At 56.8% G+C, this 26,783-nt stretch carries 19 protein-coding genes and 2 pseudogenes; 6 read left to right on the top strand and 15 right to left on the bottom strand.

Translation table 11 applies throughout. The annotated features are described in order from the left end of the window. Positions 1-538: 538 nt before the first annotated feature. The 8 genes from DJFAAGMI_RS05825 to DJFAAGMI_RS05790 form a co-directional block, all read right to left on the bottom strand. Positions 539-1,195: a glycosyltransferase family 2 protein gene (locus DJFAAGMI_RS05825; RefSeq protein WP_211456294.1), complete on the bottom strand. Its 657-nt coding sequence runs from the start codon at positions 1,193-1,195 to the stop codon at positions 539-541. Then, positions 1,192-1,770, bottom strand: coding sequence for a methyltransferase domain-containing protein (locus tag DJFAAGMI_RS05820; protein WP_211456293.1), 579 nt, complete (start codon positions 1,768-1,770; stop codon positions 1,192-1,194). Before DJFAAGMI_RS05820 ends, DJFAAGMI_RS05825 begins: the two co-directional genes overlap by 4 nt. Continuing rightward, positions 1,767-2,525 (bottom strand): PIG-L deacetylase family protein, encoded by a 759-nt coding sequence (locus tag DJFAAGMI_RS05815; protein WP_211456292.1) that lies wholly within the window; start codon positions 2,523-2,525, stop codon positions 1,767-1,769. Before DJFAAGMI_RS05815 ends, DJFAAGMI_RS05820 begins: the two co-directional genes overlap by 4 nt. Beyond that, complete coding sequence (locus DJFAAGMI_RS05810) at positions 2,513-3,538, bottom strand: acyl-CoA dehydrogenase family protein (protein ID WP_211456291.1); 1,026 nt, start codon at positions 3,536-3,538, stop codon at positions 2,513-2,515. The genes DJFAAGMI_RS05815 and DJFAAGMI_RS05810 overlap by 13 nt, the downstream gene beginning before the upstream one ends. Continuing rightward, a complete protein-coding gene (locus DJFAAGMI_RS05805; RefSeq protein WP_211456290.1) occupies positions 3,535-5,037 on the bottom strand; it encodes an alpha,alpha-trehalose-phosphate synthase (UDP-forming) in 1,503 nt (500 codons plus the stop codon). The genes DJFAAGMI_RS05810 and DJFAAGMI_RS05805 overlap by 4 nt, the downstream gene beginning before the upstream one ends. Beyond that, positions 5,034-5,801, bottom strand: coding sequence for a trehalose-phosphatase (gene otsB, locus DJFAAGMI_RS05800; RefSeq protein WP_211456289.1), 768 nt, complete (start codon positions 5,799-5,801; stop codon positions 5,034-5,036). Before otsB ends, DJFAAGMI_RS05805 begins: the two co-directional genes overlap by 4 nt. A 934-nt stretch (positions 5,802-6,735) precedes the next feature. After that, positions 6,736-6,963: a hypothetical protein gene (locus tag DJFAAGMI_RS05795; protein WP_211456288.1), complete on the bottom strand. Its 228-nt coding sequence runs from the start codon at positions 6,961-6,963 to the stop codon at positions 6,736-6,738. 330 nt (positions 6,964-7,293) lie between these two features. After that, positions 7,294-7,839, bottom strand: a complete 546-nt coding sequence (locus DJFAAGMI_RS05790; protein WP_211456287.1) for a lipocalin family protein — start codon at positions 7,837-7,839, stop codon at positions 7,294-7,296. Positions 7,840-9,129: 1,290 nt separating this feature from the next. Between DJFAAGMI_RS05790 and DJFAAGMI_RS05785 the strand changes: the two genes are divergently transcribed. Next, positions 9,130-9,723 (top strand): hypothetical protein, encoded by a 594-nt coding sequence (locus DJFAAGMI_RS05785; protein ID WP_211456286.1) that lies wholly within the window; start codon positions 9,130-9,132, stop codon positions 9,721-9,723. Positions 9,724-10,462: 739 nt separating this feature from the next. Here the strand turns inward: DJFAAGMI_RS05785 and DJFAAGMI_RS05780 are convergent. Then, positions 10,463-12,406 carry a methyl-accepting chemotaxis protein gene (locus tag DJFAAGMI_RS05780; protein WP_211456285.1) on the bottom strand — a complete coding sequence of 648 codons (1,944 nt, stop codon included), beginning with the start codon at positions 12,404-12,406 and terminating at the stop codon, positions 10,463-10,465. Positions 12,407-14,196: 1,790 nt separating this feature from the next. On the opposite strand from DJFAAGMI_RS05780, the gene DJFAAGMI_RS05775 reads away from it, so the two are divergent. Continuing rightward, positions 14,197-14,829 carry a LysE family translocator gene (locus DJFAAGMI_RS05775; RefSeq protein WP_211456284.1) on the top strand — a complete coding sequence of 211 codons (633 nt, stop codon included), beginning with the start codon at positions 14,197-14,199 and terminating at the stop codon, positions 14,827-14,829. A gap of 301 nt (positions 14,830-15,130) precedes the next feature. On the opposite strand, the gene DJFAAGMI_RS05770 is transcribed toward DJFAAGMI_RS05775, so the two are convergent. The 3 genes from DJFAAGMI_RS05770 to DJFAAGMI_RS05760 all read right to left on the bottom strand — a co-directional run bounded on the left by DJFAAGMI_RS05770 (position 15,131) and on the right by DJFAAGMI_RS05760 (position 20,163). Then, positions 15,131-17,431 (bottom strand): putative bifunctional diguanylate cyclase/phosphodiesterase, encoded by a 2,301-nt coding sequence (locus DJFAAGMI_RS05770; protein ID WP_211456283.1) that lies wholly within the window; start codon positions 17,429-17,431, stop codon positions 15,131-15,133. Between the two features lie 73 nt (positions 17,432-17,504). Further along, complete coding sequence (locus DJFAAGMI_RS05765; protein WP_211456282.1) at positions 17,505-19,187, bottom strand: methyl-accepting chemotaxis protein; 1,683 nt, start codon at positions 19,185-19,187, stop codon at positions 17,505-17,507. Between the two features lie 586 nt (positions 19,188-19,773). Continuing rightward, positions 19,774-20,163, bottom strand: a complete 390-nt coding sequence (locus tag DJFAAGMI_RS05760; RefSeq protein WP_211456281.1) for a MerR family transcriptional regulator — start codon at positions 20,161-20,163, stop codon at positions 19,774-19,776. Between the two features lie 73 nt (positions 20,164-20,236). Here DJFAAGMI_RS05760 and DJFAAGMI_RS05755 point away from each other — a divergent pair, with 73 nt between their 5' ends. From DJFAAGMI_RS05755 to DJFAAGMI_RS05745, 3 genes and pseudogenes are all read left to right on the top strand, one after another. Beyond that, positions 20,237-21,301 (top strand): SDR family oxidoreductase, encoded by a 1,065-nt coding sequence (locus tag DJFAAGMI_RS05755; RefSeq protein WP_211456280.1) that lies wholly within the window; start codon positions 20,237-20,239, stop codon positions 21,299-21,301. Between the two features lie 534 nt (positions 21,302-21,835). Next, a complete protein-coding gene (locus DJFAAGMI_RS05750) occupies positions 21,836-23,353 on the top strand; it encodes a sensor domain-containing diguanylate cyclase (RefSeq protein ID WP_249333837.1) in 1,518 nt (505 codons plus the stop codon). Positions 23,354-23,616: 263 nt separating this feature from the next. Next, positions 23,617-24,410, top strand: a pseudogene (locus DJFAAGMI_RS05745) (IS5 family transposase). Positions 24,411-24,444: 34 nt separating this feature from the next. Here the strand turns inward: DJFAAGMI_RS05745 and DJFAAGMI_RS05740 are convergent. Continuing rightward, on the bottom strand, positions 24,445-25,362 hold the full coding sequence (locus DJFAAGMI_RS05740; RefSeq protein ID WP_211456278.1) for an MBL fold metallo-hydrolase: 918 nt from the start codon (positions 25,360-25,362) through the stop codon (positions 24,445-24,447). Positions 25,363-25,433: 71 nt separating this feature from the next. Between DJFAAGMI_RS05740 and DJFAAGMI_RS05735 the strand changes: the two genes are divergently transcribed. Continuing rightward, a complete protein-coding gene (locus DJFAAGMI_RS05735; RefSeq protein WP_211456277.1) occupies positions 25,434-25,928 on the top strand; it encodes a heavy metal-responsive transcriptional regulator in 495 nt (164 codons plus the stop codon). A gap of 1 nt (position 25,929) precedes the next feature. Here the strand turns inward: DJFAAGMI_RS05735 and DJFAAGMI_RS05730 are convergent. Together DJFAAGMI_RS05730 and DJFAAGMI_RS25130 are read right to left on the bottom strand one after the other, a co-directional pair. Then, positions 25,930-26,456 (bottom strand): annotated as a pseudogene (locus tag DJFAAGMI_RS05730) (IS5 family transposase); the annotation flags it as partial. Positions 26,457-26,516: 60 nt separating this feature from the next. Then, positions 26,517-26,651 carry a hypothetical protein gene (locus DJFAAGMI_RS25130; protein ID WP_283245726.1) on the bottom strand — a complete coding sequence of 45 codons (135 nt, stop codon included), beginning with the start codon at positions 26,649-26,651 and terminating at the stop codon, positions 26,517-26,519. Between the last annotated feature and the right edge of the window lie 132 nt (positions 26,652-26,783).

Genomic DNA, 26,783 nt, shown 5'->3' with positions numbered 1-26,783 from the left:
GGATAAAACCAAGCAAATACCTTCGGACATCTGGATATTTAATTTGTGCCGTCATTGCTGATTACTGAGTCTAAGGAAATCTTCCTACAAGAGAAATTAGAACAAATCGATACAGGGTGAATTAGATAGAAACAATAATTTTCCATGGAAAAACTTGCATTCTTTCGGAAAATAATTCAGCAAGAAATACAAATACTGAAATATTAAATTGGGTACTGAGCAATTGACAGCGATAAATTGCCTACCGAAGCCAGCGCGGATTGAGCAAGATACTGAGTGTCGTAGGCTCTATCGCGCACGCGCCTTGTAGAAAAGGCCGCAATCGTTTTGGCAAAGCACTTCGCGGCTGTGCTTGAGCCGGGGCGACAGTGCAAGCACAGAGACGTTGAAGATCGTGTGATTAGGGAAGCGCCCTGCCTGTGGAAATGCTCGGGTCATTGCCGTCAATGCCTGGCCGCAAACCTGAGACTCAACGCGGGAAACTGTGAATGCCTTCAAACCATGAAAGAGCCATTGGCCTTGAAGCTCTCTGGGTCTCTCAGGATATCAGGCGAATGGCTCCAGCAAACCCATCTTCCACCCGCGAGAACGGTCGACCGCTGGTCGTGACCCGAGGTAAAGCAGTCCAAGCGATATGAAAGCCCAGGTGGACCAGTCTGTCCACCAGCGCTTGATCTTCACCACATCGAAGAGATTCAAATCCTCCAGCCAGTTGATAGCCCAGAGCTGATACCCCCAGATTCGCTCCATGGACATGACGGTGTCCTTCCCGGTCTTGATAGCTGGACTCAAAGCGCCTGCGCGCTATGTCGGCATTCGCGCCATGTCCAGCCCAGCTGTCAACTTCAACAGTCCCGCAGACGACTTCGGCACCTTGCTCAAGCTGCACTGCCAGCCAGTCTGGAGCTACGCAACTGTCGGCGTCGGTAAAAGCAAGCCATCGTGCCTGACACTGCAAGAGATACCGGGCACCCGCATCGCGCGCTTGGCCCACATTGCTGGCATTGATGACCAGGGCAACACACGGCCATTGGGAAACGATGGCAGCTGTGCCATCGCTGCAATTGTCCAGCACCACCACAACGCTGACGCCCTCTCCGGCAAGGCCAGCGAAGTTGGCTGCGATAAAGACACTTTGCAGGCAAGCCCCGATGAGTTCTTCCTCGTTGTGGGCGGGAATGCAGACGCCAATCATGATTTTTCCCAGACATCCAGGATAAAGTCAGCCTCGCGGTGTTCCACCAGTTTTTTGAGCGCTGAGTTGGCGCTGATCAGTGTGTGAACCGACATGGCAGCCTGCAAGATGTCAGGAGCTTGGTGCGTCCAGTGACACATCAGCCAGTGCCCTCCTGACCTCAGCGACTCCATACAGCGATCCTTGAAAATTTCCAGACCAGAATCACTCAGGTAATAGGCCAGCTCCGAGACAAACATCAAATCGAAACCGCTGCCAGGAACCCGGGGCCACTCTTCGGGAATCTGCAGTCGCTGCAGATGAAGACGCCCTCGGTGCTCGCCGTTGACTGCAGCCCTGCATATACGAATGGCCGACTCTGAAAAATCCGCAGCAGTAAGTTGCTCGCAGCGCTCCAGCAAGGCAGCAGTCACCTCACCATTGCCGCAGCCGGGCTCAAAGCCATGCCTGTAGCGCTCCCGCGGCAATGCGGACAGGAGCAGCTGACGTTTGCGCCTTTCGTACCAGGAGGTTCTGGCTCCCCAGGGATCAGAGCTCGACTTGTAGAGCTGTTCAAAGTGCTTGCGCTGGTTCATCTCAACACCACTTCAAAGGGCCGAAGCAAACGGGCCGTCGCCCAATCCGGCAGAACTGCCTGCCTCCCGGTCGAAGGGTCGGGCAAAAGCTGGCTGTTGAAGCAATCCAGCGCCTGCCGTTTCAGCTTCAGCTGCTGTGCACCCAACGGGATGCATATGGCCTGCCTCCACGGCACACTGTCATCGCCGGGTCTTGCCCAATGCCACGCCCAGATCGGAACTTCGAAAAGGCGGCAACCGAGCCGGGTCGTCACTCTTGCGCACGCCTCTGCGGTCGCTTCATGGTCTGGGTGACCGTCATAGCGCCAAGGGCAAAACACGGCGTCCACTGGCTGCAGCAAGTTCTCCAACTGCGCCTCCAGCAGGACTTGGTGAGCTTGTACCTGACCATCGGGGATTCTCAAATGGACCGTGGTGCAGCCAGGACAGAGCAGCGTCAAGGCTTTGGCACTCTCGCGCTCTCTCGTGCGAGCCAACAGTTCTGGAGGCCACAGTAGGGAATCTGGGTGACTGGCTTCGCCAGAGGTGACGGAGAGGAGCATGCATCGCAGCGCGCTCTCTTCGCAATGCATCAATACTCCCGCCATACCCAGCACTTCGTCGTCAGGATGCGGGGAGACAATGACCACCCGCTGGACGCCTTGCAGCAGTTCCTGGGCGCCTACTGCCTCAAGCGGATTGCGGATCAGCCAGTGCCGCCATTGCGACTCGGGCGTACCTCGGCCAACAATCATTCTGGACGTCAGAGGCTCCATGACGAACAGTCCTTGTGCTGCACTCTCAGCTGCCCGAGTACGGCAAGATCGCGTTCCGCATGACTCTGACGGATGAACACGGGAAGATCGGCGAGCAACAAGGCAAGCGCCCTGTCCTTGCACAGGGGGCCAGGACCGAGGGCGCGGGGTACGCGCTGCAATACTTGCTGCGCTGTCGCTTCGGCCATCAGTCGCACCCGATTGATCTCCATGCTCCATTTCCTGAGCGGGTAGGCATCGATCTGGGCAGCCGTATTGCGCAATAATGTGGCGGCACTGTAGAGCGATACATCTACGGCCCCCAAATGGGCCAAGGCATGAGGGTCTTCTACGACTCGGGAGTCATTCAATAGACGACTAGAGATACTGGCACTCGCGCCATACCAGCATGCGGCCACGCCTGCACCTCCATGGCTAAACCCTGGGCGACGAAGGTAGTCGCCAGGACAGCCGACAAGAGTCCCGCTAGCCTTGTCCAGACGCACATCAACACTGGCACTGGCGCCCATGCCCACGGCCGCCCAGCCATCTTGCGTCACCTCGATGCCCGGTTGGCCCATCGCTACCGCCACGAGGCAGCGTTGGCCATCGGGAAGCCACGCGGTGATCAGCGCCTGATCGACCAGATGAGCTCCGGAGCACCAGAACTTTGTACCCGATAGCAAAACGGTGTCGCCCGGGGCAAAACGCTCCTGGTGACTGATCGGCCTCACTTGAATCCTTGGACCCGGCGGCTCTGCGCCCCACACAGCCCAGATCCCTTCAGCGGCCTGCTCGGCAGAGCCAATCTCCGCCAGGATGGCCAATGCGTCCGTGTGGCCTTCAAACAGTTTGGCGAGACTCAGGTTATGAGCGGCGACGCTGGCCAATGCGCGCCAGCGTGCAAGTGTCTGGCCCTGGCCAGGCAGAGGAAGTCGGTCATAGCCGTGTCGAACCAATTCGCCTAACAGGATGGCCAGATCTTCACTCTGGAGACGCTCCAAAAAGCATTGAATCTCCTCATAGCTTTTCATCCCATACCCTTTCGGGAGGTTTGATCGCGGTAGGCAGATGCAGAGAAGGACTGGACGGCAGCTTCACCGCCTGCATCGACGCAAATTGGACCACTGAAGGCAGGACCATAGGCGGACTCTGGTCCTACTGTAGTCGGGCACTCTGCAAGTACCGAAAGAAAGCTCCTGCACCACCAATAGACGTCTTGTGTCTTGATGCGCTCCAGCAAGCGTCCATGCCTGTCAATTCGCTCCTGCCGAGGCATCTGCAGAGCTCGGTCGATGGTGTCGGCGGTCGCTTGTATATCGTGCGGGTTTACCAGTAACGCCTCGCTCAACTGTTCTGCTGCGCCGGCAAATTGGGAGAGAACCAGTACACCTGGATCACCTGGGTCCTGTGCCGCTACGAACTCCTTTGCCACTAGGTTCATACCGTCGCGCAAAGGCGTTATAAGCCCTACCGCGGCACAGCGGCAAAGTCCTGCCAAATGGGAGCGCGTGAGCACCTGGTGGATGTAGCGCACAGGCATCCAGTCGAGCTCACCATAATCGCCGTTGATCGAGCCGCACAGAAATTCGAATCTGGCTCGAATTTCTGCATATACCTGCAGATTCTCACGCGTGGGCGAGCCGATCTGCACCAGTGTCGCACTGCGCACATGATGGGAGTATCTAGAAAGAAGATCCCGAAATGCGTGTATGCGTTCGGGCAGACCCTTGGAATAATCGAGCCGGTCAATTCCCAGCACCAGGCGGCGCTGGCTGTATTCTCTTCGCATGGTCTCATGCACCTGCACAGACTCGGGCTCCTGCGTTAGCGCGGCAAAGGCTTGAGCATCAATTCCAATAGGAAACACCTCACAACGAGCCTGTCGGCCATAAGCTTGGTAACGGCTTCCAGGCTTCGTGTCTCCGCAAGCCTGATCGACGACATAACTTCTGAAATGCCTCAAGTCCTGCTTGCTTTGCAAGCCGATCAGGTCGTAGGTAAGCAAATCCCGCACCAGCGTCTTGTGCTGCGGCAGCGCTTGGAAGATGACGGGTGGCGGAAAAGGAATATGTAGAAAGAATCCAATCTTCTGCTTGCACCCCAGTGCGCGAAGCTGCCCCGCCAGCCCAATCAGATGGTAGTCGTGCACCCAGATCAGGTCATCCTCTTCTAGAAGAGGTAGCAACTGTCGCGCAAACTGTTCATTGACGCGTCTGTAACCTTCCCAGAATCCGGCCTTGAACTCGGCCAGATCGAGGCGGCTATGGAACACGGGCCAGAGAATTTTGTTGCAAAAGCCTTGGTAATAGCTTTCATGATCCCGGTTCACAAGCTCTGTGGTCACTAGCGTCACTCCTTGAGATTGCTGGCTGGACACTTGAGGCTCGGTGTTATCGACCACGGCCCCGCTCCAACCAAACCACATGCCACTGCGTCGCTGCATCGCTTCTTGCAATGCGACGGCCAACCCTCCCGGCGCCGCGTCCTGGGGGTCTGCAACTCTGTTTGAAACAACGACCAGGCGGCTCATCTCATAACCTCTTTCTTTCGCATGGCTTGCAGTTGGGCGCAAGCCTTATGCAGCCAACGATGGAAATCTTGTACTGAATCGATACGGTGGCGGGCAATACTCATGCCCGCCCCCACTTTGATCCCGACTCCCTGCAACTCACGGACGACACCAAAGCCACTTTCATCACTTAGGTCGTCGCCGGCAAAAAAAGGTCTGCGCCCCTTGAATGGCGGCTCCTGCATAAAGGCTTTGATGGCCGCGCCCTTGCTCGCCCCCTTGGGAAGCACCTCTACCACATACTTCCCGCGCACAAGCGTCCAATCCGGATGATCGAGGAGCAGTTCCTGCATCGCCTGCAGGCACAAGGTTTCCAATGTCGGGTCGGCACGATAGTGCAACGCGATGCTGCACTTCTTGGACTCCATAAAAATGCTTGGGTTGTCCTGTGCCAACTGCACTATTGCATCTACGAATTTTGTGGGATCCGTCGCGGGCGAGGAGATATAGACGCCCCTCCCGTCGCGGCGCTGTGCACCATGCGTGCCGGCACACGGCAGTCGAAGCGGCTCGATATACCGGTCGACTACGGCCACCTCTCGACCGGTGACAATGGCTAGCGCACCATCGAGCAGGATGTGGAGCGACCTAAGCACCGGTACCAACTCGGGTGGCAGCACTACACTGTCAGGGGTGCGCGCGAGGTCTACCAAGGTCCCGTCAAAATCGAGAAAAACTGCTGCATCGGGGCTGGGCAATGGAGGAATGGGTCGAGAAATGGACATGGTTGCGGGGCAATCGAATTCGTTACTCCTGGGCTAAAGAACGCCCTCAAGAGCCTGTAGGAATGGTGCGACCCAGCCCCTCGAACCTGAAGCATCCCGGTTTGATCGGACCGAACCCTATCGATAGAAGTTGCGCCGCAAGAGCGCTTGCGAATAGAGGCGGGGCAACCATGAAGTGCGAGAAGGCCGTTGCGGCATTAGGGGAAAAATCCTGCATAGCCTTGAGGTTCGCTTCAGCAATGCCGCAGGCACGTAGGATTTGTGCCCGCTAGGCTGGACGCCGTCGCGCGGCATCGTGCTCGGAAAATTGGCATACGGGCCCCGGAGACTTGCCTGGATAGGCACCCAGGACGCGGATGCGGGTTTCGCTCAACCGCCTGCCGCATGATTGCCCCGGACATCTTCATCCCCCTGGCCGAGCCTGCGCTATGCCCCCCCTTAAAGGGCTATCTCGTCGCTCCTTGACCATATCGTGTGTGAGCCGCATCTTCAGCCTGAAGCCATGCACTTGCTTGCCGGCAAACGCATGGAGCACTCAAATGTTCTCGCCCCGCTTGCGCTCGGGTTTGGCATGTAGGGACAGGGCTGCTCTGCAGAACTTCAGGTAATGCCCCGGAGGCAGGATTCCCCAAAAAACCGTGGCGGGACGTCAAATGCAGGGAGGCTAACGACAGCAAGATACCAAGACTCCTCTGTCAGACCCGGCCCACTGACGAGTCAAACAGAATGATCTGGCGCAGAAAACCGCATCAAGCGGCATCGAGAATCAAACAGGCGTTCGCTCTACTTGATAGAAATCATCCACTGGAGCGCAGCCGGCTTCATCCTGATTACAAAAATAGAAGCCACCGCAAGGGTGGCCTAAGACCTGTCCATTCAGCTATGCCAGTTCGTGTTGCCATCCAAGCCGCTACTGACAAAGGCGCGACAGTTGCTAACTCTTTTCGGATGCCTTGTCCGGCAGAAATCCAAGTCGCTGATCCATCGCACCAATGAGGTCCGCACCAAGCCCAGCGACGTGGAGATCAGCGCCAATAGTCCCTTCGCAGATCTTCAGCGCATCATTTGCGCCCATCAAATATGCGAGCTTGAGTTTGCGCTTTTGCTCATCAGTTATCCCTTCCCATTCAGCTGCGGAAAGGGAATCTGCCCGGTATCCCATCGCACTTCCTCCGAAAAGAGTTGATGAACGAATAGCTTAATCCGAAATAGTTCCCATCCACAAGTGTTAAAAAATGTCATGCATCCTTATTGATAGGCGAAGTTAATGGAGCGGCGGCAAAGGCCGCGAAGTCGCCACAACTGTCTGCGGAGTGTTGCAAAACTCACGGTTTGCAACGCCGCCCTATTTCGTCATGGACGCTGCCTATGCTGGGTATGCGCGCGTATCGTGTTTGCCGCCTAAACAAGTCAGAACCGGTTCAGCTCAAGCCGGGCCCGCTTGTAAGAAGCCCGATAATCTGTAAATCGGCCTCTGGAGCTGCAAGTACCCCTACTGGCTAACAACCTGAACCTTGCTCAGATCCACGCCGAATGATTGAGCCTTCTCCAGCAACTGCCTAAACTGCTGCTCAGGGATGCTGTTGCTGCGGGAAAGCAGCCAGAAATAGTCAAGGCTGTCACCGATCACCAAGGAAGTCTGGTACTGGTCATCGAGGCTCACCACGTTGTAGCCGCCGTAAAACGGACCGAAGAAAGATACCTTCAGGGCTGCCACCTTGGAATCACTCAAAAATCGAGCCTTGCCGGTGGCCTGACGCCATTCGCTCTTGGCGGCGTCATAACCACGGTTGACAACAGTCACTGTGCCGTCGTCGTTGAGGCTGTATTGCGCAGTGACCTGGCTGAGACCCTTTTCAAAATTGTGCTCGATGCGGGCCAGCTCGTACCACGTGCCCATGTAGCGCTTGGCATCGAAGCCGGGCACCGGCTTGATGCCTTTAGGCACCGACACGGCGCAGCCGTACAAAGCAGCAACTCCTGCCGTAACCGCAGTTAGAGCAGCAGTACGAATTAGCGAAGATCTCGAAAAACGCATTGTTCTTTCCTTTGGTTGAAAGCTTCATTCAACCATCCACCCGCCAGCCCGCTCCATGGAGCGGTTTTTTCATGCTTGGCGCCTGTATGAATGACAACACATGCCGATTTCATGCCGCCGTGAAAGAATCAGCGGCTTCTGAAAGGAGAAACCGTGACTGATGCGAATCATGCCGTGCAACCTACGCCACCTCTATAGAAACCTGGTCTCTGGCGCAGTACCGAATGCCGCTGCTGCCAAAAGCATTGCAGAAGGACTGCTCGGACCTGCCATCAAGGTGCTTGAAAGCGCACCAACGCACAGTCACACCCCGCTCACGCTCGCGCAGATGAGCGCAGTTCTGGGTGGTGAGGTTCAAGAAGGCTCGTTTCCCTACGCTTGCGCGCGGGCGATTGAGCGAGCTCACGGTATAAGCGAACTCCATGCAGAAGACCGGCGAGCTCCATCGGACGACAACGCCATCTGAACAGTTGACGCCCTCTTCCTGCGCTGCTGCAAGGCCACCCAGGGGCGCTGAAATCAGATGACGAAGGCCATTCAAAGTGGCCTTCATCGAAGCGTCCGGCAACCTCAACCCATCCGCGCTCAGCCGCACGCAGTGCCGGGCTTGGCCGGGGACGATGCGATCTGAACAGGGTTCTACATCAGCCTCCCCGTCTCACGGCGCTGCGAATAGTCATCCCCCCTATCGACTTCCGTTCTGCCTCGACGCTGCCGGTCCGCCTATTGGGATCCAGCACTCCATCGAACGCCATGCCGTCCCGGAGGATAGCGCTCCGACCTGGGTGCCTGCATATGGCCATGGTTGACGCAATGCCCAACTTCCGGGCCCCCAGATGAATGTCCTGCAAAACCGGCAACCCCTTCGCCCACAGCCCCCGCAGTACGACCGTCCACCGTCTGCCGCGCTGAGGCCGGTGCTGTCCACCGGCAATTGATGCCGAAAGTATTTCCACAGGAGGCGCGCCTGCGTGGATGGCAAGGTGCGCGTCGCAGGCACGTGGATTGCCGTGGACATGCATATACCCACCAGAAAAAGGCCCTTGCCATGACGCACGCGGATGACATTCCAATCGGATGGATGCGTGGTGCGCGTGCCCGGAGCGCTGTGCGACCCGGTCGGCCCCATGAATGGATTGCATGGTGCCGCAGCTTGGCGGCGCTGGCGGATATCGGAGGTGACATCGACCAGACCTCTGTCGGCAGCGGGCGTGGGCGAGGCTACAGCTCTATCGATGAAGTGTCGCCGGACAGCCCATCCATCCTGAACATTCTTACCCTGGAGAAGATATGAACAACATTCTCGGACTGAAAAAAAAGTTCTTCTATGCGGTGGCCATCAGCTCCGCATTGGTGATGACCGCCTGCGGCGGCGGCAACGACGATGACACCGAGCCCAGCGGGGATGTGGGCATTCTGAGCATCTCGAACGCTAGCGACACCAACCTCAACGGCTGGTACGGCAGCGGAAATGTGGGTCTGAGCGGTGTGGAGGACACGGGGGACGGCAAGATCGGCCCCGATGAGTGCGCCTTCAATTTCGACAATTTCACCAAGCTGACCGGGGACCGTACCCTGGCCATGAGCGGCGATATCCGCTATGCCTACTCCAACGGCAGCAGCACGCCGCCGCTCAATGGCGACCATATCAAGATCAAGGACACGACCTACGATTTCGTGAAGGACGGCTCCAATCTAAGCCGGGCCAAGGTCAATCTGACCACGGGCACGATCACCTTCAACAACCTCCTGGCCAAGGATGGCAGCAACAACTCGGTGGAGATCTCCGGCACCATAGGCCTCCCCGACGAAAAGAGCCGCGACGAGGCCTGCAACAAGACCACGACGGCTCCTGCCGCGGCCACCACCACGATCACGCCTTGAGGGCGCTCTTGCCGGAGTCCGCTCGGCAGAAAGCCCCTGCGTTCGCGGCGCAGGGGCTTTTTACATGGTCGAACAAGGAGGGGCCACTTACAGGAGGCGGCCAACCCGTTTCGCACCTCCATCGTGGTGTCTGTGGGGACCGCTCTTGATGTTGGCCGCGACATCGGTGTCGCTTAACCTCGGGACTCAGGTGATGCGGCCCCTGGTATCGGTGTTTTTGCAACTCACGCCATCGCCATTCGAGTTCCGCCATGGCAGCCGTGAGTGAGAGGCTTCAGACACGCTGCTGAGCCTCTAGCAGGCCAACGCGCTTGGAGAGGCCGAAGGCCGCTGGGAACTTCCTGCCGGATCCATCTTCTATGTCCAGCGCTTCGACATCTATGATGTTGCGTGTTTCACACCGCAAGACGACCGGTATGACGATGGCATCGCCAATGCGTTTCTCTACCTGGAAGGGAATACCGGCGCAGTCATCGGCGACAAAGTCGCCGGGACAAGGAGCAGTCAAGCTAATGAGCGTGACGAGGTCACCCCTGTCATAGGCTAGGCCATAAAAAAACGATGCCCCCTGGGGAGCATCGCTTCCTTGTTGCTAATCTTGGCAGGGATAGCTTTAAGGTCGAGGCTGCTGATTGTGCCGTACCGACGACTCACGGCTCCAGCCGATCAAGCATTCTCCAGGACGCTGCCTAAACTCCATGAAATGCACGAGTGGGCCGGATGACGGCCGTATCAGCACTCAAATTTGAGAGAGGATCTCCTCATCCTTCTCGAGGCCTTGGGAAGCGACCGTGTTTTTAGTCTGTGCCTGTTGGGTTCCGGGGGACATCAAGCGATGCGAGCCAACCGCAGATCCGGCCAACAGACCACTGCCTTCGCTCGCATCGTGGGCCTGTAGCTTGAAGGCGGCCACCACTTCGGCTAACTGGTGCGCCTGCTGCTGCAACGACTGCGCCGCTGCTGTGGCCTGTTCCACCAGCGCAGCGTTCTGCTGCGTGCTCTGGTCCATCTGGGTAACGGCGCTGCCGACCTCGGCAATGCCCCGGCTTTGCTCTTGGCTGGCATTGCTGATCTCGGCCACGATAGCCGTGACGCGGTTGACACTGTCCACCACGTGCCGCATGGTGGTGCCCGCCGCATTCACTAGGCGACTGCCCGTGCTGACTTGGCTCACGGAATCATCGATCAACGCCTTGATTTCCTTAGCGGCCTCGGCCGAACGCTGCGCCAGTTGGCGCACCTCGGACGCCACCACGGCAAAGCCGCGGCCCTGCTCGCCGGCGCGCGCGGCCTCCACAGCCGCATTCAGCGCCAGGATGTTGGTCTGGAAGGCGATGGAGTCGATGACCTGGATGATGTCCACGATACGGCGCGCCGAGGCCTCGATGCCGCCCATAGTCTGCACCACCTGGCCTACCACGGCGCCGCCTTGTGTGGCCACTTCGGAGGCATTGCTCGCCAGCTCGCTGGCTTGGCGCGCGCTGGCCGCGTTCTGCTGAACAGTGGCAGTGAGCTGCTCCATAGCCGCAGCGGTCTCTTCGAGCGAGCTGGCCTGCTGCTCGGTGCGCGAGGACAGGTCTTGGTTGCCGCTGGCGATCTCGCTGGTGGCAATCCGCACTGACTCCGAGGATTGGCGGATGCGCAGCAACACGGCAGCGATCTTGTCAGTGAAATGGTTGAATGCCGTGGCGATCTGGGTCAGTTCGTCCTTGCCCGCGGTATCCAGGCGCCGCGTTAGATCGCCTTCACCCGAGGCAATATCCTCCAATGCATCGCGCACGACTAAGAGACGGCGCAGTAGACGGTTCACGCTGGCCGACAGCAGCGCCACGGCCACCACCACACAAAGCGCCGCGATCAGCATCTCCATCTGCAGCAACTGGCGTGCGGCGGCCGTAGCCTCGGTCTTGTCCACGGCCACCCCCAGCAACCAGGGCGTGCCCTCCACCCGGGACGCGTAGACCAGCTGCGTTGCGCCGTTCACGTCCACTTCGGCACTGCCGCCGTCCTGGGCAAGTTTCTGCAGCAGCCCGCCATCAAGCTGCGGCGCGATGCCGGTGGAGGGCTTCATGACCAGTTCCGCCTTGGCATAGGCCAGGATGTTGGACTGCCCGTCCAGCAGGAAGGCAAAGCTCTTGCCCGTGGCGTGGATGGAGTTCACCTTGCGCGTCACGGTATCCAGATGCATGTCCGTGCCAACTACGGCTGCGTACTGTCCGGCCGGCCCCACGGGCTCGACGAAGCTGATCGTCAGCTTGCCGGTGCTGGCATCAATGTAGGGAGGTGTCACACTGGGCTTGCCTGCCTGCACGGCCTGCTTGTACCAGGGGCGCTCCGTACCGACATAGTTCGCTGGCATGGGGTGGGAGAACACATGGGCACCGCTGGCGTAGACGAAATAGGTATCGTCGAAATCGCCAGCCTGCTTGGCCGCCAATAGAAAGGGCACGGGCTCCTGCTTACCCACTGCCTGCTGCAGCGAGCTGGTGATGCGCTGCTTGTCTCGCACCCACTCGGCCAGATCATTGGCATGCAGCTTCGTGAGCTGGCTTATGCGCTCGTCGAGCGAGTGCTCGGTACTGCTACGCACCGAGAAAAAGGTGGAGAGCGCCAAGGCAAGCAGTGAGAGTGTGGTGATGGCTACACAGATACCGATCAGGCGTGCACGCAGGCTATTTAACATGAAAACATTCCACAAAGCGTAATAATTTGTGGGAAGTCAATGTACCTTGATTCAGGTAATGAGAATTTCTTCGCGAGGGAGGAAATTTCCCTAAGACCTTTCAATTGATCTCTTGGCAGCTGCGTTATAAGTCACGTCACTCATAGACATGCACTGACGACAAGAGGCGGACCGCCAGGATTGAGTGGTAGCAAGTCAAACTTGCTGCTGCCCACAAGACTCTTGTGAGGCAGCCATTCAGGACAGGCGACCTTCAACGACCGGTGCTGGCGTCAGGCAAGTTGCCGTCGTTCACGCATGGCTGCTGTTGCTCAATGCAGCCCTTGCGCCAAAGCTGTAGAGAAATTCTGCCCTGCACCTTGATGCTGTTGCCGAAGTCTGATGAGCACCAAGTGACTGCTTTTGCGCGTACTGAAGTGGTGCTATCGACCCATTGCGGTAGCTAGCAAGATCACTAGCCAGCGTCTGCTCTCAACGGGAGCGGTCACTCGACACTGGGCAATCTGGACGAAGTGTGGCAGCAAGTTTGCATGCCGGTTAGCGGTCGTTGGCGAGGGCCCGCGATCGACCCGTTGCAGTCGTTCGTGTGTCAGTGGCCAATGTGTGAAACGCAGTGAGTTGCGGTCTTTCACATCATTGAACGAAACGCCCCAAGGCTGGCGTTCAATGCTTGAGTTCGGTTGGCTCCAGGGACTCTGGCATCGCGAAGGTCGATGGCATTGATGCAGTGGTCGCGACAGAGGTCAAGTCAGCTGTACGTGGGCAGACCGGCCGAAGGACTTATTTGTCCCGCTGGTAATGCGTATTGCCCTGCTGGGCGCTGAAGGCGCGGTCGTAGTGGCTAACAGCCGGCAGCTTCGTCGATATTACGAGGACGACACTCCGCTGCCCCCATCGACTGCACTGCAACTCCCGGACGTCCTTGTGTACGATTAGCCTGCTGCGGCTGACTTACCGGAGCTGTTCCGTCCGGCCTTCGACAGGCTCTGGCAGGCGTCCGGCTTCCTTCGCAGCTATCAATACAACGAGATGTGCAGCAGTTCCTAGGCTTGGGCGTATGACTGCTGGGCCAGATTCGCTTATCCTCGCTGGCCTGCTTCAGCAACGCGATGGATTCGTTGGCCTGAGATGCTTGACTGCTGATGTTTTCACGACCGCGATGGTGGATAACGGGATGCAGTCTTCCGATGCGCAGTCCCCGGCGGCTTGCGAGCCGAACTGGGGTACGCGACCGATACCTAGCGAAATTTTAGTGCCTCGTTACGTTTTGTAATATAGAATTTCTCGCCACCTTTTTGCAAATGCTGTCATTTGCGATTACTTCATGGATTTTTTTGAACATTGTTGACATTTGACTATGCGAAGCCAGCACCTTTAAAGTGCACCTCCGAGGTGTGCTGACGTGTCTCATGAATCAGCCTAATGAGGTTGGAGGAGCCGTGCCCCGGCGCCTTGGCTGCATAGAATGCCGCGTCGGCTCGTTTAAGCAAGGTCTCCAACGACTCATAGCTTTGCTCTCGGGTTTGGTTGAGGCTGGCACGGAGGACGGCGACTCCCGCGTCCATCTGAGGCAGACAAGGCCTAGCAACTGCAATATGGGGGGACGAGGTCTTGCATTAGGCCGGCCGCGCTTGGCTGTGCCGGGAAATAGCTGAGCAAGCCACTTTCCAAACGCTGTTTGATCGCACCGATAACTTCAACAGATTGCCATTCAGCAGGCGATCATGGCATGAAGCTAGCTGTCAGCCGTTGATAATTGCCCCCTCAAAAGCAAATCCTGTTACAACACCATGGCATTGACCCACTGGCTTCTCTTCTGCGGCATTTCACTCTTGATATGCTTTACTCCAGGTCCAGCCGTTTTGCTAGCTATCTCGAACTCTATGGAAGTGGGGATGCGGCGCACTGCCTGGAGCTCGCTGGGCAGCTCCGTTGGAATTTTCATAGTCTCGGGTCTAGCGATGATCGGTATGGGGACCATTCTCAGCGTGTCATCGAATGCATTTCTGCTGATGAAGGTGGCTGGCGCGATGTACCTGATCTGGCTTGGAATCAAGCGCTGGCGTAGCAATGACGGAATACTTAGCGATGCCACCGTCCCCGCAAAAATTCGTCAGCGCAGAAACTCGCAGTTGTTGGCCCAAGGATTGGGAGTGTCGATAACTAATCCTAAATCGATTCTGTTCTTTTCCGCTCTGTTTCCACAATTCATAGTCCCTGGCACTTCCCTTTTCACGCAATACCTGCTGCTGACTACGACATTTGCAGTCTGCGCACTAGTCTCACATGCTTGCTATGTGATCTTCATTTCACTGATCAAGAGCCACCTGGTATCACGCACAAAGCTTTTCAACCGAATCATAGGGGGCACCTTCATAGCATTGGGAGTCAGCCTGCTGAGGACTCGGCAAAAGTTATCTTGACAGCATCTGGATCGCTAATTATTGGCTGATTGAAGATCAAGCGGGTTGTGGTCGCGTGGGCATACAACATCCCATCTGGGCCAATGATGCGCCCCGCGGTTGTGGCTACCTATCGGCCGGCGTGGATCACCTTGTCCGCCGCACGCACCAACGGCACAGCGTCGGTTAGTTCACACTCCATGGTCACCTTCTGCTCGACTGTGGACTCCATCCTAACGCCGACCGGCCCCCTATGGCAGCGCTCTTTTCACTTCTCGTCGCGAGAGCGTTTCGGAGCTAACGGCGGGCTGCACTCAACTGGTCAGATTCTCCCATTCGCCTGATTGCAAGCGTCTCTGAACCCAGCTTCCTGCTGGGTCAATTGCTCAATGAATTGAATTGCCGCCAGTGGGCGCCCCAGCAAGTATCCCTGGGCAATGTGGCAGCCCTGCTGTCGCATGAAATCAAGTTGGGCCTGGGTTTCCACGCCTTCTGCTACAACCGTTAGCCCCAGGCTCTTGCCCAAGGAAACAATCGCGCGTGCAATGGTTGCATCCGTCTCAGAGTCCGGTACGTTCCGCACAAAACTGCGATCAATCTTGAGGCCTTGAATTGGAAAGCGTGACAGATAACCCAGGCTTGAGTAGCCGGTACCGAAATCATCGACGCTCAGGTACACACCTAACTGGCGCAAGGCTCGCATGGTGGCTGCGGCCTCATCGGGCTTGCGCATCACCATGCCTTCGGTGATTTCAATCTCTAGCTGATTAGCAGGCAAACCTGAATTAGCCAAGGCCATGCCGACCTTCTCTAGCAATTTGGCATCCTGAAACTGCTTGGGGGAAAGATTAACTCCGATGGTTAGTTGAATGCCAAGGCTTCGACTCCATGACATAGCTTCCATACAAGCCGCTCGCAATGCCCATTCGCCAATAGGTACGATGAGTCCGGTTTCCTCTGCCAACGGGATGAACTCTGCGGGAGGAACCAGGCCTCGAGTCGGATGTCTCCAGCGAAGCAAGGCTTCCGCTCCCACTGCCTGACCGCTGGCGATATCGACTTGGACCTGGTAGTGAAGTTCGAAAGCTTCTGTTTTGATGGCCTCTCGCAATTCGTCCATCAGTTGCAGTCGTGTCTGAGCTGCATGATCCAGTGAGGGAGAGAAGAATGCGATCTGGTTGCGTCCACTCTTTTTTGCACGATACATCGAAACGTCTGCCAAGCTTAGAAGGCTTTTCGCATCTTCGGCATCTTGCGGATATATGACGATACCAAGGCTTGTCGTGAGTTGGACTTCCTGACCCTGAATGAGGTGGGGTTGGGCTACTTCGACCAGTATTTCTCTTGCGATGGCACCGGCGACTTGAACGTCGCCGAGTTGATTCAAAACGATGACGAATTCATCACCCCCAAGCCTATAGATCGCATCCGTAGCCCGAATGCAGCGCTTCAGACGCTGTGCAACCTCTTGCAGCATACCGTCACCCGCCCGATGACCAAGGCTGTCGTTGATACTCTTGAAGTCGTCCAGGTCCATTAGCAGCACAGCAAACTGACCGCTAGTACGTCGCACATGTTCAATAGCCTTATTCAGGTCGTGCTCGAGCAATACCCGGTTACCCAGGCCTGTGAGGCTGTCATGAGTGGCTTGCCTCTCAAGGCTTCGGTTGGCCGCTTTGAGAGCTCTTGTACGTCGTCGAACCATCTGCGCGAGTTCAACCGGGCGCATCAATATCGATCGCGTTAAGGCAGCAGCGCTTGCCGCGATCAACACCACGATCAGCCACCAGGCTAAGCGCGTGGAGTTGACAAGAGAGTTGGACTCAATAGGTGAAACGGTCAGTTGCCAGCGTCCTTGAGGTACAACAATGGAGGCGCTAGCCATGACCTTTGTTGCAGGTGCTGAACTACTAAGCAGCGTTTGAGGCTCACCTGTAATCGGATGAGCGCGCCAAAGACGATAAGCAAGCTTTTGCTGCTCCAGAAGGTCGAATTGGCCGAAATTTCTCACTGTATCCAGGAGTACCACCGCGCTGACAAATCCCCAGAAGCTTTGATGACGTTGAGAGCTCGACAAGAACACTGGATAGCGTCCAACGAATCCTGGCCGACCTTGCCGCAACTCTGTTGGCACAGCAATATGCAAACTTTGAGCTGCGATGGTTAGCTCAGCTTCGTCTCGACTATGCGGGTCAGTGAGCAGATCATGGCCGACTGGCCCCTGATGGGCGATGGCTGGAAATACATTGCGAACCACTCCATCTGGAGCGAGTTGCACGTTGTCTACTCCGGAATAAAGGGGAAGCAGTTCGTTCGCCAACCGCTCAAGACCAGCAAAGTCAGTTGGGTTCTGTCGAAGCACGACGGCCATGGCATAGTTGATCGACAACGTTCTATTCACCAGTTGCTGCACTAGGGCGCTATGTGCGGCTGCTGTCTCGGTGAGCTTTTGTCGTTGTTCGGATGAGCGAACCCAGTCCAGCGAAGTAATGATGGCGGCTCCAATGGCAAGCCCTAAGACGAGCGCCAAGCCTGCAATCAGATTGGCTCGCTTTATCTCTGTCCGAGTCGATGATCGGGCCCTCGGTGTCTTGCCTACCGATAACAGCATGGATGTGAGCATCTAAACTCTGTGAAGGTGGCGGAACAAAGCTATGTCCGGATACGGGAAATATCCGGAGCACTACACACGATCGCTAAAAGCTTTCCCAATCGTCGCTTTTTTCGGTTCTGTGTTTGATGGCTGCCGTGGTGCCCGCCATCGCTGGTGCCTTCAGCACATCATGAGCTTGAGCGGGCTTGTTACGCGGTGGGGGTTGCACGGGGCGCAGCGCGGAGCCATGTGCCAACTGAAATACAGCAACGGCATCCACAAGTTGAGTAGCTTGTGTTTTCAGGCTTGCAGCCGCCGCAGCGCTTTGTTCGACCAAAGCTGCATTCTGCTGCGTCGCCTGGTCCATCTGGGTCACCGCCTCACCAACCTGAGCAACCCCACTTGCTTGCTCGTTACTCGCGGCACTGATCTCGCCCACAATATCCGTCACACGGCGGATGGCAGAGACCACTTCCTCCATGGTCTCTCCTGCTTTGTCTACCAACTGCGTGCCCTGTTCGACGCGTTCCACGCTGGCGGTGATGAGGGTCTTGATCTCCTTCGCCGCTTCAGCGGAGCGTCCTGCCAGTGATCGAACTTCACTGGCAACCACAGCAAAGCCTCTGCCTTGCTCGCCTGCACGGGCTGCTTCCACCGCGGCATTCAAGGCCAGGATGTTGGTTTGAAAAGCAATGCTATCGATCACGCTGATGATGTCGGCAATCTTGCGCGAGCTGTCATTGATGCCGCGCATGGTTTCCACGACTTGGGCAACGACCTCTCCACCTTGGGTCGCGACTGAAGAGGCTCTATGAGCCAGCTGATTGGCTTGGCTAGCGCTGTCGGCATTTTGGCGCACGGTAGAGCTGAGTTGTTCCATGGAAGCTGCCGTCTGCTCCAACGCACTGGCCTGGCTCTCGGTCCGAGCGGAGAGATCGCTATTGCCCTGCGCGATTTCTGCACTGGCCGTGGCGACACTCTCTGCATTGTCGCGAACCCCGGCCACCACACGCACCAAGTTCTCCTGCATGCTGCTCAAAGCTTTGAGCAGCAGCGCCATTTCGTCACGGCCATTGACCATGATGGATTGGGTCAGATTGCCCTTGGAAATCTGCTCCGCACTATGCACCGCCTGTTGCACTGGCGCGATAACCGACCGACCCAATAGGAAGGCAGCAGCAGCACCAATGAGCAATGCGACCACAGTGCATGCGATAACAATGATCCGACCTTGCTGTGCCTTGACAGACGCGTGATCACGGGTCTGTTCATAAAGCATCTGCTGGCGTCGCTCAAACTCCAGCAGAGTCTTGTTATAGGCATTCGCCAGGGGGGCGATCTCATTCTCGAGAAGGCTTGCTACATCTTCTCCCGCTGCCTTTCGTTTGAGAAGCTCGGTGCGCGGACCTCGGTAGGCCTCTCGCGCTTTGTCAATGTTTATGACCAGTTGCCGACCCGCATCGGTTCGGATTAGGTCTTCGACGGTCTTGCGCGCAGTAGTGGCAGTTGCGGAGGTTTTTTCTATTTCAGCCTGCCAGGCTGTGAGGCGATCAGTACTGCTGTCCAGGGCAGCAGCTCGTGTCCGGATCCAGTTGCTCTCTATGGCTTGCCGCCATTCCATGGTGGCTCGAAGGCGTTCGTTGTCGACCGTAGTGAGCTGCTGTGTCACCTTCTCCAGCTCTTGCAAGCGCCAAACACCTAAGCCAGCAATCACAACGGTGATGAGGAGCACTAAGCCAAATGCAAGCGCCAAACGTGATCTGATTTTGATGTTATTGAGATTCAAAATATCTCCTATTGTTGTTGCCTCTTGAATGAGAGGCTACAACGCCAACACACTGCAAAGCTTGATCCTGACTGACAAGAAATCGCCTAGCGGCACCGCCCCGACAGGCTTCTTCCCTCTGTCTCTTTTCGGCGCATTTGAGCCACTCTGTATAGCGGCTTCGTAGAAATACCCACTAGCCGTCCACTCGCCTCTGCCGTAGCTGTCGTGATTCAGCTTTGCAGCGAATGCCGTTGCTTGTAATCGCAACGCTTCTAACGGTCACCGTCCCATACCGGTCATCCGAGCATCGATGTGGGGGACTGTTCGATGACGGGTTTCAGGTGTGCTGCGGACTGGGACCATCAAGTGGCGGGCAGATATGTGGCTCGATGTCTGCTGTCGCGTCGCGCGAACAGGAGCTTGCGACCCACTTCAGTCGTTCGAGCTGCCACCGGCAATGTCTGCTGTGCAGAAGTTTCAGATAGAGAGGATGCATAACCCTGCATTGAACCAGACGGGCCTGGCTGCAACGTTCTAGAAAATACTCAAGTGAGGGCTTGAAACCGCAAGCCTGCGGCCGCTTCCATTCCTGGATACCGACATTTCAGCTCGAAGCCTTGGCCAGTTGCTGCAGCTCAAGTTGCCTGGCAGCACTGGCTTCGAGGTTTGCACGCTCTTCATCCAGATAGCGATAAATGCTTTTGAGGTCGGCGATTTTCTGCTTGATCTCCGCCATCTTCTTTTCAATGAGCCTGGCGCCGTCAGCACAATCGATCGTCTTGTTCCGCTGCGCATCCAGAATCTGCCCTATTTCCCCCAGCGAAAAACCCATGCTTTGCGCGCGCTGGATAAAGGTCAGATCCTGCAGAGTTTGCGCAGTGTAGACGCGATAGTTGTTGGTTCGTCGCGTCGGCGAAATCAGGCCAATATGCTCGTAGTAACGCAAAGTATGGCGGCTGGCGCCGCTGCGGGTCTCAAGTTCGCCGATTCTCATGAAAATACCGCTTGACTATAGAGTTAGGTCGATACTCTACATTTGATTTCTCACCCAACCAAGGAGCAGGAGAATGAGCGTGGAGTGCTTTGTCACGGGAGGGACCGGCTTCATCGGTCAACATTTGCTGGCGAACCTCAGCGCCAAGGGGCACACCGTCCGGGTGTTGATGCGCCGCCCGGAGCGGCTGGCTGCACTGCGAGAGCAAGTCGACAATCTGGGAGGGATTGCCACCCGGGTATTTGCCGTTGCTGGCGACCTGGAGCGCGACAACCTCGGGCTGAGTCCTTCCGACCAAGCAGTGCTAAAGCAATCCAGAGTCGTATTCCACCTGGGTGCCCATTTCGCCTGGGGGCTTTCATTGGAGCATTCTCGTGCGGTCAATGTAGAAGGGGCAAAGCGCGTGGCGCTGCTGGCGGCTGGGCAAAAGAGCCGCTTGGTGATGATCGGCGGCTACATGCTGAAAAATCATGAACATCTGCTGCGCATCGGAATTGATCCTCGTCACCCGGAGCTGACCGATTGGCCTGCCGTCTACCGGCACGTCGGTGCTTACGAGGCGCACTTTGCGACTTTGCAGGTCATGTCCGCCAAGGGCGGGGAAGTTACCATTGTCCACCCCGCGACGGTTTGTGGCCACAGCCGCACGGGGCATATCCTTGACGGTCAGCCGCTGGTGGCGCTGATACGCAATCTTGCGCAGGGAGAGCTGGCTGCAGTGCCCGGTACTGCCGAGCATTGGCTGCCACTGGTCACCGTGGATTACCTGGTTGAGTTGGTGGCAGCTTGTGCTTTCGATCCTGCGATGGCGGGCAAGGAACTGCTGGCGCTTGATGACCAAAGTCCCAACCTGCGGGAGCTCCTGGGACAGGTGGCACACCCCATGGGCCTGAAGCCTCCCAGGCATCACATTTCCCTGCGATGGCTGAAGCTGATGCTGAGTATTCCGCCCGTCGCACGGTTCTTGAGTACAAGCGCGGAAGCCTTGGACTTTATCCAGACCACTCGCTTTGATACGGCGGCAGTCGAGCAATTTGCCAACAGGCATGGAATAGCCAAACCGGATATTCGTCAGTCATTGCAGCGCACCTCCATGTTCGTCAACTCCTATTTCCTAGCCAGGGATGGCGCCTGCTGATGAGGTACAACACCCTAAACACAATATGAAGGTAAAGACTGTCGTACGGAGCAAAAAGCTCGGTTTAGGTCAGGCCACAGATGAGCGTTTGCAGACGTCTGCAATGAGTCTCTAACATCGTTTCGATACGCGCAAAAGCATGTATCTTAATGATGTTAGACATGGCCCAGACCGGTCTCTGGACTTATTGCTATGTCTTGCAGCACTCAAACAGTTGGATTTGCAAGTGATGAAAAGTGCTGCTGAGGCCGTGCAGTCTTTCGCACAACCCAAGCCAATGCTGGCTTGACACACTGTTCGCCAAAATCCCACACGGGAAGGCCCCAAGAATCCTGTCCGAAGGAGTTGGGCTTGATGTACTGCATGTTGGTCTTTCCGGAGATGGAGGAAAATTCTTCCCGGCCCTCTCCAATACAGAGCAGTCGGGGGCACCAACTGGCACGGCAAGAGTGCCGTTGACGACTGGCTGAGATAAGGGGTTTGGGCATGTCTTTAGGGTTGAGCCAGAACGGAGGGAGTATGCAGGGCTCTGGAATGAAGAGCTATGCACCGACGATGCGCGACGCTCATCTCGCCACGTGTCTACTGGTGGTGGTTTTTGTCTCGGTTCTAGTTGCTACAGGTTGGCAGATCTGGTCAGCTCGCCTGCGCACTCTGGACGAAATCGACATTCACAACCGCAATCTGGCGCAGACATTGAATACGTATGCAGAAGGCGTGCTTATTCAGAGTTCCATGCTTCTGCTTGGTATGGCTGAGCGCCTTGAGGAAGAAGGAGTTACTCCTGCGCTTTTGCAACGGATGCAAAAGCTTGGTAATCGGCAAGAGCAATTGCTTAATCAGCTTAACGAACTACGTGTGGTTGATGCACGTGGACATTGGCTAATGTCTAGCAAGGGGACTTTTGCTGCAGAGACCAGCAGTGCTGACCGCAGTTTTTTCCAATTCCATCGCGACAGTCCTTCGCACGACGTTGCTATCGGCCCTCCCATTCGTAGCCGCTCCACTGGTGAATGGGTGTTAACCGTCAGCCGACGCTTCGAGAACAAACAAGGACAATTTGGAGGGGTCATCGTGGTGACCTTGAGCATAGAGAACTTTCTGGGGGTGTTCGGCACGATTGACATTGGCAAGCAAGGGGTCATCTCGCTAGCCACTGCAAATGGACAGTTGCTAGTGCGTTATCCGTTTGATGAAAAAAACCTGGGCCAGGATTTTTCGCGTTCGCCCAACTTTTTGCGATACTTCTCCGGCCTGAAGTCCGGCACAGCCTCTTTCCGCTCAGGAATAGATGGCACCGAAAGGCTCTATGCATTTAGGAGCAGCGAACGCTACCCCCTCTTTACCACAGTGGCCCAGGGAAAGCAGGAGGCACTCAACGCATGGCATCGCCAAGCACAGCTGACAGCAGGGGTGGTACTCGGCTTGCTGGCAGCGATAGCATTGATCGGCTGGAGACTGATCCAGACCATCCGAGTTCGCGTGCACACTGAAGCAGCCCTGGTAGCTGCGCGTGAAAAGCTGCTGGAAGCCAATAGACAGTTGGGACTGCTCGCTGCCCAGGACTCTCTAACAGGGCTGGCGAACCGGCGGCACTTTGACGATACGCTGGAGTTAGAAGCTAGGCGTTCTGCCCGGGAGGGAACACCGCTATCACTTTTGCTCTTGGATTTGGACCATTTCAAGGGTTTCAACGACAGCTATGGACATGTCGCAGGTGACGATTGCCTGAAGCAGGTGTCCCGAGAATTGAAGCTCATCACCAAACGCCCTGGAGACCTGGCTGCGCGCTACGGCGGAGAGGAAATGGGCATCATCTTGCCTAACACCTCTTTGACAGGAGCCATGCACATGGCTCAATTGCTGGTGCAACGAATCCAAGGGCTGGGCATTGACCATCAGGCCAGCCCCTTCGGCTGCGTCACGTGTAGCATCGGCGTGGCTAGCCTGCATGGCGCGCAAAGACCGTATAAGACAGTGGAGCTCATCAAGGCGGCGGACAGTGCTCTCTATCGAGCAAAGGCTGCTGGGCGTAATTGCGTAGAGTGCTAAAGAGAGCAACGTTGACAACTCATATTGCATGCCCTAGGACGGGGCCACCTAACCAGAGCAGGATTAAGAGACTCCAACGAGTCTCGGCCACGGTCTATTGGGGCTTGGGGGCCGCTGAGATAGAGGTTGCCGCCGAGCTGGCCAAGATTCGTCAAATGGAAGTGGTTCCACTTTCAAGAGCTGCGGCGGAAACGATGTTCTCCCACGGGTGCCTTCTTAGAGCCGCTAACACTACTTCCCTTTGAGACCGGCATGAAGCATTTATGCTTCATGCCCTCATGGCAAGACAACCCGTTGCCGTGGCGACAGCTGCAGCCCCTGATCCCCGCCTTCACACCTTCCGTCAAAGGTGGCGCACGTAAGCTCACCGTGAGCGATGAAGCAGCTCTCAACGGCATTCAGTTTGTGCTGCAAACAGGCATCCCATGGGAAGATATCCCCCAAGGCCCTGGGCTACGGCGCTTACGTGATTGGAATGCCAACGGCGTCTGGCAGAAATTGCATCTGGCGATGCTGGTGCGACTGCGCGAACATGACCAGATTGATTGGAGCCGAGCCAGCATAGATGGCTCCTCGGTACCAAGCCCCCGGGGGGGCAGAAAACGGGCCCCAACCCCACCGATAGAGGCAAGCTCGGCTCCAAACGGCACCTCGTTGTAGATGCAGAGGCATCCCGCTTGTGATCCTGGTCAGCGGCGCCAACAGGCACGACTCCATGATGTTTGAGAAGTGCATGGATGCGATTCCACCCGTTGCTGGCCTGCTGGTGCGGGCACGCAAACGACCGGCGAAGCTGCATGCGGACAAAGGCTTCGACTACAAACGCTGCCGTGCTTACTTGAGGCAGCGCGGTATCGCCAGCAGGATTGCCAGGCGAGGAGTCGAGAGCAGCGAAAAGCTGGGCAAACATCGCTGGGTCGTGGAAAGAACACACGGATGGTTTGCTGGCTTTGGCAAGCTGCGCATTCGCTTTGAAAGGCGACTGGACATCCACGAAGCGTTGCTGAAACTGGCCGCGGCGATTATCTGTGCACGCTTCGTGGATCGGTGGTGTTAGCCGCTCTAAGCCATCCAGTACAAAAAGGATCAGCTCATCGCACCCACGCCGGGAAGTAGCCCAATGAGTCTTGCACCGTGCTGTCGTGTGCCGGAACCACGACCAAGTCGGGTTCAGATTGCATCAGCGCACGCACCTTTTCAATACTGCTCTGCGTTTGCTGCGGGTTGCTGTCCACCAGTTTGCCCGCGACCCAGAACTTGGGCTTACCTTGCTGCAACGCCGCCACTGTCCAGGCCACATCTCCAATGAAGAAATACTGCTTGCCTGAATCTACCGTGACAAAGAGTCCCACAGACCCGGGGGTGTGGCTAGGCATCGGCACCAGTACCACCTTCCCATCCTTGAAGACATCGAGACTTTCAGGATAGCCCTTGAACGGTATCGGCTGAAACACCAAAGGCTCCCATTGAATGGTTGCCGCACTGGTTTGCGACTGCCATGTTCCTCCGGGGCCCGTACTGGGGGAGCGCACCAGCTCAAGCTCCGCAGCGGCAACGCCAACCCGCGCCTCGGGGAAGTCTTGTGCACCGCCCGCGTGGTCCCAGTGGCTATGGCTCAGGATCACCCGTTGCAAAGGAGGGATACCCGCGTTGTCCAGTTGCGTTCGCGCTGTGACAACCGGCTTGTCGTACTTGAAGAACAGCCGCCACCAGATCGGCATGCCTTGCTGGTATTGACTGTCGATCTGGCTCCCCATGCCGGTGTCAAACAGCAGGTAGTCGTTGTGGTGTTTGACAAGGAAAGCCGAGAAATTGGATTTCACCTGCTTGGTGATGCTGCCGCCCGGCACCAGCAGCGCCTGTGGAACCGCGACCTGCGACGTCTTGACGATCGCAAAGCCCACATCGGGAGCCGCGTCAGGCTTCGGGTCCGTTGTTTGGGCAAGCGACGCGTGGGTCACCAAAGCCGACAGAAGGAGTGTGCAGAGGCATGTACAGTGGCGAAACATTTTCGTGTCCTGAGCGAAAAGGAGCCAAGCGTATAGTTTGGTCTATGCTCCAATGTCAAGGCTTTGTCGTCATGCCTTCCGCACACACCACCATGAATGTCAGCCAAGTCGCCAAGGCGGCCGGTGTTTCCACCGACACCGTTCGCTACTACGAGAAACAAGGGCTCATCAGTGCGCCGCCACGCCAGCCCAACGGCTATCGTTCTTACGGCGAACCCCACGTTGGTCTGGTGCGGTTTGTACGGGGCGCGCAAGCGCTGGGATTCTCATTGGCAGAAATAAAAGTCATCTTGCCGCAGATGGCGCAGGGCGCGTTTGGTCGCGGAGAGATCGAGCAGCAACTCGAAGCAAAGATGGCGCAGATCGACGCACACATGGCGCAGCTCAGGACGTTGAAAAAGGAGCTCCAAGCAACCTTTGATGCGCTGCAATGCGCACCCTCGAAGCCAGTGTACACCGCGCAAGCGACGGCCCCCGACAGCGGCAGCGGTGCGGGCGCGGCAGTGGTGCGACGCGCATTTGCCAAGTCAAGCGAGCAACGTGATGCGCTCCGAAAGTCAGCCTAGATAGGGCATCAACCAACTCGTCGAACACCACCGAGTCGTGACGATTGTCCCCGGTGACGCAGAACATCATCGGGATGCCTTGGCCATCCGTGACGGGATGGCGTTAGCTGCCAAGCTTGCCCCTGTCCGTCGGGTTGGGGCCCGTTTCCTGGCCCCCGGGGGCTTGGCACCGAGGAGCCATCTATGCTGGCTCGGCTCCAATCAATCTGGTCATGCTCGCGCAGACGCACCAGCATGGCTTGGTGCAAACGCTGCCAGAGGCCATTGGCATTCCAGTCACGCAGGCGCCGCCAGCAGGTCATACCGCTGGCCGTAACCCAAGGACTGAGGCAAATCTTCCCATGGGATGCCTGTTTGCAGCACAAACAGAATGCCATTGAGCGCTGCTTCATCGCTCACGGTGAGCTTGCGTGCGCCACCTTTGACGGAAGGCGTGAAGGCTGGGCTTAGGGGTTGCAGCTGTCGCCACAGTTCTGTGCAGTCACAGCGCTTTAATTGTGGTGGTGAATGCGCGGCGGATCTGCTCATTGGGTACTGAGTGATCAACGTAGAGTCAGAGCCGATCTGAGTCAGTCACGCATGCCGACATCAAAAGAGATTTACAAAGCTGAGAATCGTCGACCAGGCCAGCTCAAGCAAAGTCCAGGCAGAAAATAATCCGTTCACTGCAAGAAAAAGCGCGCCCACGACAATCACTAACACAATGAGTTGCACAACCTTCATGTTGTGAAGTCTCCCAAAAAACGAATCCGATGGCTCATCTATCTTAGGTTGGGCATGCACTACCCTCTCAGGTGTGAATTGTGACTGTCGCCGTCCGAGCAGTTGCTGTCGTTCTCAGCAGCATTACGACCT

The sequence above is a fragment of the Comamonas brasiliensis genome, assembly GCF_018292285.1.
Classification (GTDB): domain Bacteria; phylum Pseudomonadota; class Gammaproteobacteria; order Burkholderiales; family Burkholderiaceae_C; genus Comamonas; species Comamonas brasiliensis.
This window is presented reverse-complemented; position numbering and strand designations above follow the sequence as displayed.